We start from the raw sequence: 14,506 nt of genomic DNA on the forward strand, positions 1-14,506 counted from the left end.
TGCGCTGGTCCTGCTCCGGAAGCCAGAAAATCATGGTGTCGAAATTCAGTCATGAAATTTCAAAGTGCGGTTGATCGGCTCAGAGACTGGTCAGTTCATTTCCTGAAGAATGCAGGAGAGCTACCAGACGAATTTGATTGGCGCACATACCTGCTGGTCAATCCCGATGTTCGCGCCGAAGGCTTCGAACCCGTGCTGCACTACATCAAACACGGCAAATCTGAAGGGCGCATTTACGCATTCGACTCGTTTGCAGTTAATCCCAAAAACTATTCGTCTAGGCTGCAAAACGTACTTTTAGTCACCCACTCGGCATCCCGCACTGGAGCACCTATCCTTGCTCTGAACCTGATCGAGGACTTGAGCTCACGTTTTAATGTTGTGTGTCTGATTCTGGGCCCTGGATCACTCATTCAACATTTCAAGTCTTTGTGCTCGCTCGCATACGAGCTACCCACAGGCGCAGGCGGGGCTTATGAATTCGAATTGCTGCGCCATCTCAACGCCCAATTTCATTTCGAGTTTGCAATGGCCAATACTATGGAGTCGGGGCGTGTTTTGCCATGGCTGGCATACATGGACTTGCCAACCATTTTGCTTGTCCATGAGTTCGCGACCAACTACGCGCCTGCCCACCATGCTGTTGCACACATCGCCACTTGGGCCAGCAGGCTTGTCTACTCCAGCGATCTGACGCTCGAAGATGCACGGCACCACTACCCCAAGCTCAATACACAACGCGTGCATGTCGTCCCTCAAGGCAGGTGCAGTGTGCCTCAAGAAGGCAATGCACAAGATCAGGGCATTGAACGACAACGGATTCAGAAACTGGTCCGCCCGGCAGATCTCCCCGTATCGAGCGTTGTCATCCTGGGCATAGGCTCAGTTGCACTGCGCAAAGGCGTAGACCTGTTCATTCAGACCGCATCCGAGGTCATTAGGCGCGAACCGTCTCTTCAATTCCGGTTTGTCTGGATTGGACTGGGCATGGAGTCTGCACTGGACCCTTCTGAATACGCCACATACGTACTCGATCAGATCCGCCGATCCGGTTTGCAGGATCAAATCGTTTTTGGTGGTGAAACATCGCAAGTCGATACGGCCTACAGCGCATCAGACATCTTCATTCTTCCCTCCAGACTCGATCCCTTGCCAGGCGTCGCTTGGGAAGCCATGGACCATGGACTGCCCGTGGTTTGTTTCGATAATGCCACAGGCACTGCGGAATTCCTTGTTCAGTCAGGTTTGCGCCAAACATGCGTCGCCCGCTACCTCGACACCTCGAACATGGCCGCCAAAATCATCTCCTTGGCGCTTGACCCAGCGCTACGCAAGAGCATTGGCAACAGCCTTCGCCAGCGCGTCGCAGACGAGCGAGGCATGAAGCCTTATGTGGCCCAACTTCTGAAAGTGGCAGATTTGGCCACTCGGCAGGAAACCGACCTCCAAAAACAGCAATCGATTGATATTCAAGACATCATTGACAGCAATTTGTTCAGGCAAGACTTCTTTTCTGCACAAGGTCAACATCCTCCATTGCAGTCCGACGTGCGAGATTACGTTCGATCTTGGGCCAAAGGCCCGGCGCAACGCAAGGGCTTGCCCGGATTTCACCCCGGGGTCTATCAAACCAGTCAGAAATCCTCCATCGATCCATGTGACCCTTTGGCACATTATTTGCGTGCAGGATGCCCTGATGGGCCCTGGCTGCAAACCCTCATCAGTCCTGATCAGAAATCAGAAAAAAACTTTATCCCTGCGTGCGATCAACGGGTGGCTTTGCACATCCATGCCTACTACCCTGATCTGTTGCCCTCCATCCTGGATCAGCTGGAACGCAACCGCATTCGCCCAGACATCTTCATCAGCACCTGCAGCAAGGAAGCGCGACAGGAAGTTTTGCGCGTTCTTAAAGGCCGGGGGCTAAGCACCATTTCTGTGCAGGTAGTTCCCAATCTTGGCCGAGATATTGGGCCTTTGTTGACGGAATTCGGTCAAGCGTTGCACGATCAGTACGACATCGTGGGTCACGTACACACCAAAAAGAGTCTTCATGTGATCCAGCGTGAATTCCTCGATCGCTGGAACACATTTCTTCTGTCCAATGTACTGGGTGAAGTCGATTGCCCAATGGCAGACATAGTCATCAGCAGGATGTGCGAAGACCCCAATATCGGTTTGGTGTTTCCTGAGGATCCCCACGTGATCGGATGGGATCTCAATCTGCATGAGGCCCAAAAGCTCGCGAAAGTCCTTGGCCTAAGCGACTTGCCCCAACACTTCAACTTTCCAGTTGGCACCATGTTCTGGGCCAGAACCAAAGCACTGGCTCCGCTCTTTAACCTGGGACTGGGTTACGCAGATTACCCTCGCGAGCCCCTGCCCATCGATGGCACCATTCTTCATGCCATTGAAAGGATACTGCCCATCGTTTGTACAAGCAGCGGATATCAAGTGGCAGTCACCAACATACCGGGCGTCACACGCTGATGACTATGCCACCTGCAAACGCCAATCGATTTCATCGCATGCAATCTCACTTACTCAGACGGCTAAGCCGGTGCTGTTTGCTTGCTTTAGCATTTACAAATGTGTGCATGGCCGAGGAGCCCGCCTGGTTCAATTCACTTCAGGAAATCCGGGAACAAGGCGTGGTCATGCAGGAGTGGGAAAACAGCTGTGCCGCTGCCAGCCTTGCCACCGTACTCACCTTCGGATTTTACGATCCCGTCAGCGAGCAGCAAATTGCATTGGACATGCTGTCAAACACCAGCCCGAACAAAGTCAGGACACGTGGCGGGTTTTCTATGCTTGACATGAAAAACTACTTGGTCAGGCGAGGTTATCAGGCAGATGTCTTTCAGGACCTCTCACTGGAACAGCTGAGCGTGCTCAAAGCCCCCATCGTCATCATCGAAAACATGGGTGTGCCTCACTTTGTGGTTTTTGATCAACTCAGCCAAGGTCAAGTTTCCCTGGCCGACCCTGCGTTTGGAAATCGCCAAATCCCAGCCGAAGCTTTTCAGCAAATCTGGAGACGGGGCATAGCACTATGGATCAACAGAAAATGATAAAACCCAAACACCTATCTCTCCTACTCGCCACAATGTGGCTTGCGCTAGGTACCTGCACCCCGGCGTTCAGCGGCGAAACCCCCACCCAGGTCGGCTCACAGTCTAATGAAGTGGAAACTCTGCGAAGCCAGATCAAAGCCCAGCAATTGCTGATCAAGCAATACCAGCGCAAATTGCAGGAACTCCAGCAGCAACTGGAAAAATCGACCAGTGCTGCAGAGCCACCCACAAGTGGTGCTCTTGACAAACAAGCCTCATCCCCCTCTAGCCCCACGCCCAGTGCAAAAGAAGCCAGCGCGCTCGAACAGAGCCTGCAGCTCAAAGGCATCTCCATGATGCCAGTGGGCAGCGTCAGGCTCAACAACGGCTTTTCCTGGTCGCACTACGGTGCCAACATGAGCTTTGAAGACTCCTACAAAGCCAGGTTGGGCATGGACGTGGGCCTGCCTGGCACCACGATGTTTTCTGTGGCAGTTCCTCTGGTCTCTCAAAATTACGCCATCGGCAACTCCAGAGGGGTTGGAGACATCTCCGTCTCCTTGGCTCGCGAGTTGGTTCAGGAAACCCGAAGTGCTCCGTCCCTGGTCAGCAGCCTGTCCTACACCCACAACACGGGCAAAGACCCCTTTGAGCAGGTCCCCATCGGCTCGGGCTTCAGGAGCATCTCGGGCAATCTCTCAGTGCTCAAACACCTCAACCCGATGGCGGTCTACGGTTCCTTAGGCATCAGCCATCCTTTTGCGCGACACGTATCCACCCTAGACGGGTCGGCCTTCAATGGCAGCATCACGCCCGCCAATTCATACTCTGCATCTCTAGGCGCATCTCTGGCCGTTAGCCCTAGCGCCTCTATCAATATGGGCTGGTCTTACGCCCGCAACGGAGCGACCATTTACCAGCCGGGCCTCGGCACCCCTTACTTGGGTACACCTGGCAATGCCGCCTACCTCCAGATTGGTGCAGGATTCGCATTGACCAAGAACTGGTATCTTGACATCTCTGCTGCTGCAGGCGTCACCCGCGACGCCTGGGACCACATCTTTACAATTTCACTGCCTTACAGATTCTGAAGTCCGCCGCAATCCCGTGCACTACCCACACACGCGTAAGCTTTCCAATTCATGCAGTCAACATGGAACCTCGTGAACTCGCGGACTCAGGATCTCCAAAACAGAAAATGGCTTGATGCCATCTCGGAATGCGACCGTGCCATTGCCATCGACCGAGATGATGTGCAATCATGGTACGAAAAAGCTCTCGCTCTGATGCAACTGGGGCAGCATTCGAAAGCGCTTGAATGCTTCGATACCGCCCTCGGGCTTGATCCTGATCTTGATTTTGCATTCGGAGAACGGCTGAACGCATTGCTCAAAATGAGTGATCTCGATGGCATAGTGCAATCTCGCTCGCTGCTGCAGCTCATGCTCCAGCGAGGTCAAAGTGCCTCCATGCCTTTTGAGGTTCTAGTCCTGTTCGACGACCCATCGCTGCAGCAACATGCAGCCAGCCTGTGGGTCCAATTCATCCAGTCACAAACCAAATCACGCTCCAATCAGCCCAATCCACTCGCATGTGATCACATGCATGGACAGACAAAACCAAGCACGGCAGGGTACCCTGATAATTCAGATCTGGCGAATCGAAAAATCAGAATTGCCTATTTCTCGGCCGACTTCCGAAACCACCCGGTCACCACCCTGCTGCAAGGGGTGATCGATTGCCACAACAGACAAAAATTCGAAGTCATCGGCATCTGCCTGCACAGCACGCATGACCCGATGCGTCAGAGAATCCGCGACGCGTTCGATGAGTTTCATGAGTTCCAGGATCACTCTGATGAAGCAATCGTTGAATGCGCAAGACGCTTGCGCATCGACATTGCCGTCGACCTTGGTGGTTTCACACACCACAACCGGTTTGCAACTTTCCTATCACGTCTGGCCCCTGTGCAGGTGAACTATCTGGGCTACCTGGGCACCAGCTCCAGTCAAGCCATCGACTACCTGATCGCAGACCCAGTGCTCATTCCTCCTGAGCAAAGGCAGTACTACAGCGAAAGCATCGTCTATCTGCCGTGGTACCAACCAAACCCGGCCCACAGGGAGGTCGCATGCCAGAATATCACCCGCGTCCAGCTCGGCCTGCCATCCTACGGGTTTGTGTTCTGCTGCTTCAACGACAACTACAAAATTTCTCCAGAAACCTTCCAGTCATGGATGCGCATTCTGCTCAGGGTGCCTGAAAGCACATTACTGCTGTACGTCGACAACCCATCTTCTGCAAACCACCTGAGACAACAAGCCCGTGCATGCGGCATACAACCCAGACGCCTGGTCTTTTGCGGACGCGTACCCGTTCCGACCTACATGGCGAGATTTGGTGTTGCTGACCTGTTTTTGGATACCCTGCCCTATAACGCGGGGACCACGGCCAGCGATGCTGTTTGGACCTCGACTCCTGTCATCACCCTCGCAGGCCAGAGCTTTGCTGCACGCATGGCAGCGAGCGTGCTCATCAGCATCGGCATGGATGAATTGGTGACCCACTCCTGCCAGCAGTACGAAGATCTGGCCGTCTCCATCGCCGCAGACCCTGACCGCCTTCAAGGACTTCGAAAAAAACTGGCACGATGCAGATCATCGAGACTTTTTGATCCACAGGCCTACACATACCATCTTGAAACAGCCTACACGCAAATGTTTGAAAGAGCCTTGACTCGTCTGCCCGCACAGGATCTCCACCTTACTCTCTCTGCTTCTGACAACCGGACTGTTCGCCTAGAACATCAACCACACAACATGCACGCCAAGCTCCAACACAAAATTCTGGACCATGTGCTCGTTCGACCCTACGAAATGCCATTGGTGCCATACTTCAACGGAGGTGCCGTTCTGGAACAGGACTCAGAGGGGTGCTTGCGTCACACCAGAAATCACCTCCCGTTTGATCGCATCACGCCGCTGGAGCCAGCCGAACGCGGTGCACTGCCTGTGTTGCCAGGCCGTTTCATCTACGGAGGCCCACTCTACCGACACCACTTTGGGCACTTCATGGCTGAATGCATTCACCGCATCCTCCCGTCCAGAAACGTTTTCAAGGAAAACGAATGGTTGTTTGTTGTGGAGTCAGGCTGCGCACAACATGACAACCGCCTGCCTGAGTACATTGAGCAGGCGTTTGATCTGCTGGGCATCGATCCGGAGCGGGTGACGCTCATTGACCAACTCACCGTTGTGGAGAGCCTCGCGATCTGCGAGCAAGGCTCTGATCTGGGTGGCGGACCAAAAGACGGATACCTGCAGGACCTGCATGACTACATTACCCCCAGACTCAATGCCCTGTACGGTAAAAAAAACCGAACGTCCAAGGTGTATGTTTCCCGATCAAACATCCTCACGGGTGGAACCTTTTTAGGAGAGCGCTATCTTGAATCGCTGCTGCAAGAAGAAGGTTTTGAAATCTTCAGACCGGAAGACCACTCATTGACCTGGCAATTAGATGTTTACCGCAGTGCCAAAGCGCTTGTTTTTCCGGAAGGATCCGCATGCCACGGAGTTGAGCTGCTGGGAGCCGGCTCGCTGGGGCACTGCTACCTGATGGCTCGACGTCAGGACATCGCACAGGAATTCTTTGCCAGGATTCTGCAGCCACGTGCCGAGAAATTTCTTGTGCTCAACGCCAACAAGCCTCTTGGAACCATCATCGTCGATCCCGCCCAGAAGGTTCCCCAACCACATCGGGAAGTCTGTCTTTACGATGTAGATGCATTGATTCGTTTCTTTCGCGAAGAGTCCCTGGCCAATCTCAGGAATTTCGATAAGGACAAGTACTACCGGGCTGCAGCCCAGGATTTGTGGCGATACATCAGCCACCATTTCCGGCATCATCGCGAGTGGCTTGAGTTGAAACTGCTTCCTCGTCTTTTGCTAAACTACCTTCGCGAAGGCTCAATCTGACTACTTCATCATCAGTGCAGATTCATATGAACGATGAGACTCGCCACAATCGGAATATTCAATGGCATAGAGCAAGTGTGACCCGCATGCATCGGCAAGTACAAAATGGTCACAGCAGCGTCATTGTCTGGCTGACCGGACTCTCGGGTGCAGGCAAGTCCACCATTGCCAATGCAGTCGCATCGCAATTGCACAACAACTGTTGCCACGCCTACGTTCTCGATGGCGACAATTTAAGACACGGTCTTAACGGCGATCTCGGATTCAGTGACATCGACCGATCAGAGAACATTCGTCGCGTCGGCGAAGTGGCCAAACTGTTAATCGACGCAGGCGTCATCACCATTGCAGCTTTCATCTCTCCATTTAGCAAGGACCGTGATCGCGTCCGTGCGATGGTGGGGCCGGATGACTTTATTGAAATCTACTGTCGATGCCCCATTGAGGTGTGCGAGCAACGTGACGTCAAGGGCCTTTACAAAAAGGCACAATCAGGTGAGCTCAGGCAATTCACTGGGCTAACTTCTGCCTACGAACCCCCGGAAAACCCCGATTTGGTTCTTGACACAGACCAAATGGATCTGGCTAGCACAGTCCATCAGATACTTGCCCTGCTTGAAAAAAAGCAACTCGTCGCATTTCTAAGCCGTGGCTAGAACTCCAATGCAGCATGCTGACCCCTTAAGACACTTGCCTTGTAGAAACAAACAATGATCATTGTGGTAATTGGCACGCACAGATCGGGCACATCGATGGTGGCCCACGCACTACATGGCATGTGCATGAACCTTGGCGAGCAGATCGACATTGAGCCACACCCCGCCAACCCCAACGGGCGCTGAGAACACAGCTTAGTCTGGCAAGCACAGGAGAATTTACTGATTGATATGTGACGGGAATGGCTAACTATTGGGCCTCAGGTTTGAGGCTCAGGAGCGGCTATAGATTCCGCATCGATCCACAATGTTCTACAGCAATTCGATCCATTTTTAATTGATCCGTCTTCGCCATAGGACAAAATAGGTAGCAACCAGCATAATTCACCATACATATAATGCTTCTACCGTTAACTTGTAATTTTCACAGTCGTAGTTACTTGTAAAGTTGAAGCCAAGGAGAAAATTTTGATTGAAAATAGATGTGACAGCTCTCTACCAATCGACTTCGATTCGGCAGCCTACCTAGAATTAAATCCTGACGTTGCCTCAGCTGGCATGGACCCTGTAGCTCACTATTTGAACCATGGACGGCTGGAAAAAAGAAGCTACAAAATGAATGGTTCCCTGAAATTCATATATGGAGACACTCTAGATTTCCCAACACACTATCAAGCACCCAAAAAAATAGTTTGTATTTACTTCATACCTAGAAGCGGCTCCAATTACCTGGCTGATTTATTAAGACAAACAAATCTACTGGGGTTCCCACTTGAATATTTTCCGCCAGGAAACAACGGAAGCATAACCCCATACATGCTCAATCGACTCAAGACAATTCATGGAGTCATCAGCAAAAGAACTTCACCCAACGGTGTTTTTTCTTTCAAATGGAATTCATCGTTTCATAGCAACTGTGTCACACAAGATCTGAGCCTCAAGATAAAAAACAAAATCACACATAAAATATTTATTGACCGAGAAGATCGGTCAGCTCAAGCCAGGTCTTATGCTATTGCGAAAAATAATAACAATTGGGTTACTGTTAAAAATCAAGAGCGAAAAATTTTCCATGTGGACAATTTGTCAACCAATGACCTGCGCAATGCAGAAAATTTCCTGTCGAAAATTCGTACCGAAACCTTACCCCTTCTTGGTGACAATTTTCTCAATATCCGTACAGAGAAACTCCTAAGCGATCCGAAATCGACTCTATCTAGGATATTTGAATTTTGTGAAATATCAATCGGTGACATTGAAATTCCGGATAAATCCCTTTGGACTCTGCCCACTAAAATGGTGGGCGACTCCATTTAATTAAACCATAGACATATCATGATCACAGTCGTTATTTCATCGTTCAATTACGGCCATCTGGCCTCGCATTGCATTGAATCAATAATCAGCCAAACAAGCAGTCCCGAACGCGTAATTTTTGTTGATGACGGTGCTGGCGACTGCAGACATTTACAGAAATATTATCCGGAGATTGAATACATTCATCGCGAAAAAAATCTTGGAGTAGTGAATAATTTCGATGACATGCTTTGCAGAGTGACTTCCGACTATGTCATGTTCGTGGGTGCAGACAACTGGCTGAGATCTGATGCAATTGAATTACTTGAAAATAAACTAAAAATCGATAATACTGATATAGTCGTATATGACATCATGGTCACCGGCGAACTCAAGAGTGAAATACTCTTAAGACATCCCAATGAAGTTCACCCCTGCCACGGCGACTACTACTGGACAAGAAATGGTCATCATGGATCCATGGTTTATAAAACCAAACTGGGGCAAGAAATAGGATACAAAAGAAGACTGGAAGATTCTATCCATCCAGAGGAGGACTGGAACCTATGGCTTGAAATGGTCAAGAATAATGCAAAAATCAGTCACATCCCTCAGGCCCTGTTGTATTACAGAAGGCATCGCAATAATTTCCTGAAATATACTTGACCATGCTCGCATCTTCACACAGTACTGATTCGATGTGTGACCAATCAAGCGATCTTAACTTATGATCGCCGCGTAAGTTGTTGGTTTAATTGACAAATCGGTTTTACTGACCATTTTTGAACGGTGCAAAACCAATTCTGGTTTATTCCCACTCAATCGTCGCTGGCGGCTTGGAACTCACGTCGTAGGTCACGCGGTTGATGCCGCGCACTTCGTTGATGATGCGCCCCGACACTTTCTTGAGCAGCGCATAGGGCAGCTCGGCCCAGTCGGCGGTCATGAAGTCGCTGGTTTGCACAGCGCGCAGGGCCACCACGTAGTCGTAGGTGCGGCCGTCGCCCATCACGCCCACGCTTTTCACGGGCAGGAATACGGTGAAGGCTTGGCTGGTCAGGTCGTACCAGGTCTTGCCTGATTCGTCGGTGAAGTTGCGCAGCTCTTCGATGAAGATGGCATCCGCACGGCGCAGCAGGTCGGCGTATTCTTTTTTGACTTCGCCCAGAATGCGCACGCCCAGGCCTGGGCCTGGGAAGGGGTGGCGGTAGACCATCTCGCGCGGCAAGCCCAGCGCCACACCGAGTTCGCGCACTTCGTCTTTGAACAATTCGCGCAAGGGCTCCAGCAATTTCAGTCCCAGCTGCTCGGGCAAGCCGCCCACGTTGTGGTGGCTCTTGATGGTGACGGCTTTCTTGCTCTTGGCGCCGCCCGACTCGATCACATCGGGGTAAATCGTGCCTTGGGCCAGGAAGGTCGCGCCTTTGACGGCTGGTCGGCCGTCATTCCCATCTTTGCCGCCGTCGGCAGCTTTCAATTTCGCAGCCTGCTCTTTGAACACATCCACAAACAAACCACCAATGATCTTGCGCTTGGCTTCGGGCTCGCTAACGCCGGCCAGTTTGCCCAAGAACAAATCGCTGGCATCGACACGGATGACTTTCGCGTGCAACTTGCCGACGAACATTTCCATGACCATGTCGCCCTCGTTCAGGCGCAGCAGACCGTGGTCCACAAACACGCAGGTCAGCTTGTCGCCAATGGCGCGGTGAATCAGGGCTGCAGCCACCGAAGAATCGACGCCACCCGACAAACCGAGGATGACTTCTTCGTCGCCGACTTGCTCGCGGATTTTGGCAACCGCTTCTTCGATGTAATCGCCCATGATCCAGTCAGGGCGGGCCTGGCAAATGTCGAGCACGAAACGGTTGAGCAGCGCCTGGCCCTGCACGGTGTGCGTGACTTCGGGGTGGAACTGCACCGCATAAAAGCGGCGGGCCTCGTCGGCCATGCCGGCAATCGGGCAAGCCGGGGTCGAGGCCATGACCTTGAAGCCCTCGGGCATCTGGGTGACCTTGTCGCCGTGACTCATCCAGACCTTGAGCATGCCGTGGCCTTCCGGCGTGGCAAAGTCTTCGATGCCTTTGAGCAATTCGGTGTGGCCGTGGGCGCGGACTTCGGCATACCCGAACTCGCGTGTGGTGCCCGCTTCGACCTTGCCGCCGAGTTGCTGCGCCATGGTTTGCATGCCATAGCAAATGCCGAGGACTGGGATACCCAACTCAAAAACAGCATCGGGTGCGCGGTCATCGACTTCGTAGACGCTGGCATGGCTGCCCGACAGGATCACGCCTTTGAGGTTGCCGTCCTTGGCGTACTCGCGGACCCAGTCACTGCTCACGTCGCAGGGATGCACTTCGCAAAACACATGCGCTTCGCGCACGCGACGGGCAATCAGCTGGGTGACTTGCGAGCCGAAGTCGAGGATCAGGATCTTGGAATGGGACATGCGAAAAGGAATGCGTTAAGTGTTGGAAGATTCATCGGCAGCGAGCATGGACTGCAGATTTCTGAGGGTTGCGTCGTAAAGCACTTCATCTTGCGTTAAGTCACCACGCGCCTGAATACGCTCAATTTTGGCGGCCACATCAAGGATGTGAAGCGCATAGGCACGCCATGACTTACTCATAACGGTACAGCTTCAGCCAGGACTTGCGCTCTGACATGGGGGTTCAACTCGTGCTCTGGGACCAGATCCACTTTGCGATGCAACACATCACCTAAACCCTGCGCCAGGGCCATGCGCTGGGCGAACAAGTCATACCCGCGCGGGAGTTCGACGAGAAAGTCCACATCGCTGTCCGAGGTCTCTTCGCCACGCGCCACCGAACCAAAAACGCGCAGACGAGAAGCACCAAACTGATCAGCGATGCTGTTCAGGCGGGTGTTCATCTGGCGAAGTTGGTCAAGCAACACGGTGGATCCCTTAACGACTCACAATTTTGGCGCAATGCATGAAATCAGCTCAAGCATCATTCAGCCCGGTAATTCGGCGCTTCTTTGGTGATCTGCACGTCGTGCACATGGCTTTCGCGGATACCGGCAGCGGTGATTTCCACAAACTGCGATTCCTTGTGCATGGCTTCAATGGTGGCGCAGCCGCAATAACCCATGCTGGCGCGCAAGCCGCCCGCCATTTGGTAAATGATGGAGACGACCGAGCCTTTGTAGGGCACGCGGCCTTCGATGCCTTCAGGCACCAGTTTGTCCGCATTGGGGTTGCCGGTGCTGGACTCCTGGAAGTAGCGGTCTGCACTGCCTTGCTGCATGGCGCCAATGGAGCCCATGCCGCGGTAGCTCTTGTAGCTGCGGCCTTGAAACAGCACGATTTCGCCAGGCGCTTCTTCGGTGCCCGCAAACATGCCGCCCATCATCACCGTGCCCGCACCTGCGGCAATCGCCTTGGCGATGTCGCCGCTGTAGCGGATGCCGCCGTCAGCGATCAAGGGCACGCCTGTACCCAAGAGGGCCGTGGCCACAGAGTCCACCGCCATGATCTGCGGCACGCCCACACCCGCCACGATGCGGGTGGTGCAAATGGAGCCGGGGCCAATGCCGACCTTGACGCCGTCCGCACCCGCCTCGACCAAGGCCAAAGCAGCAGCGCCGGTGGCGATGTTGCCGCCAATGACTTCGATGTGCGGGTAGTTTTGTTTGACCCAGCGCACGCGGTCAAGCACGCCTTTGCTGTGGCCGTGTGCAGTGTCCACCACGATGGCGTCCACACCGGCACGGGCCAGCGCTTCCACGCGCTCTTCGGTGCCCTCGCCCACACCCACGGCCGCGCCCACGCGCAGCTTGCCTGCGGCGTCGCGTGCCGCGTTGGGAAAGTTCAGCTGCTTGGTGATGTCCTTGACGGTGATCAAGCCCTTGAGTTCAAAGGCATCGTTGATGACCAACAATCGTTCGAGCTTGTGTTTGTTGAGCAGGTGCTTGGCTTGCTCAGGGGTGGTGCCTTCGGGCACGGTGATCAGGCGCTCGCGCGGCGTCATGATCTCGCTGACCTTTTGGTCGTAGCGGGTCTCAAAGCGCAGATCGCGGCCTGTGACGATACCGACCACTTGGCGGCCATCGCAAACCGGAAAACCCGACACGCCCAGCTCGTCAGACAGGGCCATGACCTGGCGCACGGTGGTGTCGGGGGTGATGACGACCGGGTCGCGCAGCACGCCAGACTCGTAGCGCTTGACCTTGGCCACTTGGGCGGCTTGCTCTTGCGCTGTCAGGTTTTTGTGCACGATGCCGATGCCGCCTTCTTGCGCAATGGCAATGGCCAGACGCGCTTCGGTCACCGTGTCCATGGCGGCGGACACCAAGGGCAGGTTCAAGCGGATGTTGCGGGTGAATTGCGTCGCCAGCGACGTGTCCTTGGGCAGGACTTGGGAGTAGGCAGGGACGAGGAGAACGTCGTCGAAAGTAAGGGCTTTACCGAGTAGGCGCATAAGCTAAGGCTCCAAAAAATGGATTGTACCCGCGCCGCGCAAGGGATTTCCCTGCCGGATCGCCAAAAAATGGCCCTGCTTGAGGCTTTTAAGCGCTTGTCAGGCATTCTGGTAATGCAAGACTTTGAGGGATTTTTCGGGTGAAACATCCACAAATGCGGCCGGATTGGCCAAGCGCTCAACAAAACGCAGACTGGGCGCAGCCTCGGTCACCTGGCTGTGCAAAAACTGCGTGTCCAACTCCGGGGCATTCAGGCACAAGAGCACATGGCCTTGCGGCTCCAGCAGGTCAGGCAAGCGACGGATCAACTTGATGTAGTCCTTGGTCGCGATGAAGCTGCCCTTTTGGTAGCTGGGCGGGTCGATCACGATCACACCATAGGGCCCCATCTTGTTGATCTTGCCCCAGGTCTTGAAGATGTCGTGCCCCAGAAAACGGGCTTTGGGTGGCAGATCGTTCAGGCGGTGGTTTTGCTGGCCCACCGCCAAAGCGCCCTGGCTCATGTCCACATTGACCACTTGCGCTGCCCCACCTTGCAAAGCCACCACCGAAAACGCGCAAGTGTAGGCAAACAGGTTGAGGATGTTCTCGTGCTTGGCATGTTGTCTAAGCCATTCACGGCCATTGGCCATGTCCAGAAACAGGCCATGGTTTTGACCACGCATGACGTGCACCAGGTAATGGGCCCCCTGCTCGGTCACCACATGCTTTTCGGGCACGCTGCCCGCCATGAGCCGGGTTTCGGTCTGACCGGTGGCTCGGCACTGGAACACCCAGTTGAGCGGCTCATGGGGTGCCAAGGCTTGCCAGCGCTGTTCGAGGGCGTTGTGGCACTGGGCCAGTTCTTCGTCGGTGACGGGCTTGAAGCTCGTCAAGACCCAGACCGGTGCAAACCAATCGAGCGTCCACTGTTCGCTGTCGGGATAAACACCGCCGCGACCGTGGAAAACACGGCGCGCATCGGTGGTCTTGTCCATCTGGGCGATGGCGTTCAAAAGGGCTTGCATGGTGTTTGGGTTGAAGAGGACATGGGTAGGTCAGTGGCTTGAGCCCCGACATGAGTTGAATGCAGGCGTCGGAG

General features: G+C 53.7%; 12 protein-coding genes. 7 read left to right on the forward strand and 5 right to left on the reverse strand.

Annotated elements, in window-relative coordinates; genetic code table 11:
- The first annotated feature begins 51 nt into the window (after positions 1-51).
- From B9Z52_RS00800 to B9Z52_RS00825, 7 genes are all read left to right on the forward strand, one after another.
- Entirely contained in the window at positions 52-2,490 is a 2,439-nt protein-coding gene (locus B9Z52_RS00800; RefSeq protein ID WP_108411966.1) for a rhamnan synthesis F family protein, read from the forward strand.
- Positions 2,491-2,597: 107 nt separating this feature from the next.
- Complete coding sequence (locus B9Z52_RS00805) at positions 2,598-3,071, forward strand: C39 family peptidase (protein ID WP_158270486.1); 474 nt, start codon at positions 2,598-2,600, stop codon at positions 3,069-3,071.
- A complete protein-coding gene (locus B9Z52_RS00810) occupies positions 3,053-4,144 on the forward strand; it encodes a hypothetical protein (RefSeq protein WP_108411968.1) in 1,092 nt (363 codons plus the stop codon). The genes B9Z52_RS00805 and B9Z52_RS00810 overlap by 19 nt, the downstream gene beginning before the upstream one ends.
- 51 nt (positions 4,145-4,195) lie before the next feature.
- Positions 4,196-7,030 (forward strand): glycosyltransferase 61 family protein, encoded by a 2,835-nt coding sequence (locus B9Z52_RS00815; RefSeq protein ID WP_108411969.1) that lies wholly within the window; start codon positions 4,196-4,198, stop codon positions 7,028-7,030.
- A gap of 26 nt (positions 7,031-7,056) precedes the next feature.
- Positions 7,057-7,686 (forward strand): adenylyl-sulfate kinase, encoded by a 630-nt coding sequence (gene cysC, locus B9Z52_RS00820; RefSeq protein WP_108411970.1) that lies wholly within the window; start codon positions 7,057-7,059, stop codon positions 7,684-7,686.
- Between the two features lie 468 nt (positions 7,687-8,154).
- A complete protein-coding gene (locus B9Z52_RS17550) occupies positions 8,155-9,003 on the forward strand; it encodes a hypothetical protein (RefSeq protein ID WP_146182752.1) in 849 nt (282 codons plus the stop codon).
- Between the two features lie 18 nt (positions 9,004-9,021).
- The gene (locus B9Z52_RS00825) at positions 9,022-9,648 is read left to right on the forward strand and encodes a glycosyltransferase family 2 protein (protein ID WP_108411971.1); all 627 of its coding nucleotides are present in this window, start codon (positions 9,022-9,024) and stop codon (positions 9,646-9,648) included.
- 142 nt (positions 9,649-9,790) lie between these two features.
- On the opposite strand, the gene guaA is transcribed toward B9Z52_RS00825, so the two are convergent.
- The 5 genes from guaA to B9Z52_RS00845 form a co-directional block, all read right to left on the reverse strand.
- A complete protein-coding gene (guaA, locus tag B9Z52_RS00830) occupies positions 9,791-11,431 on the reverse strand; it encodes a glutamine-hydrolyzing GMP synthase (RefSeq protein ID WP_108411972.1) in 1,641 nt (546 codons plus the stop codon).
- 15 nt (positions 11,432-11,446) lie between these two features.
- Positions 11,447-11,611 carry a hypothetical protein gene (locus B9Z52_RS17795; RefSeq protein ID WP_158270487.1) on the reverse strand — a complete coding sequence of 55 codons (165 nt, stop codon included), beginning with the start codon at positions 11,609-11,611 and terminating at the stop codon, positions 11,447-11,449.
- Positions 11,608-11,898, reverse strand: coding sequence for a nucleotidyltransferase family protein (locus B9Z52_RS00835; protein ID WP_108411973.1), 291 nt, complete (start codon positions 11,896-11,898; stop codon positions 11,608-11,610). The genes B9Z52_RS17795 and B9Z52_RS00835 overlap by 4 nt, the downstream gene beginning before the upstream one ends.
- A gap of 56 nt (positions 11,899-11,954) precedes the next feature.
- Entirely contained in the window at positions 11,955-13,424 is a 1,470-nt protein-coding gene (guaB, locus tag B9Z52_RS00840) for an IMP dehydrogenase (protein ID WP_108411974.1), read from the reverse strand.
- A gap of 99 nt (positions 13,425-13,523) precedes the next feature.
- Positions 13,524-14,432, reverse strand: a complete 909-nt coding sequence (locus tag B9Z52_RS00845) for a class I SAM-dependent methyltransferase (RefSeq protein WP_108411975.1) — start codon at positions 14,430-14,432, stop codon at positions 13,524-13,526.
- Between the last annotated feature and the right edge of the window lie 74 nt (positions 14,433-14,506).

It is taken from the genome of Limnohabitans sp. Jir72 (assembly GCF_003063575.1).
In the GTDB taxonomy this organism is placed as follows: Bacteria; Pseudomonadota; Gammaproteobacteria; order Burkholderiales; family Burkholderiaceae_C; genus Limnohabitans_A.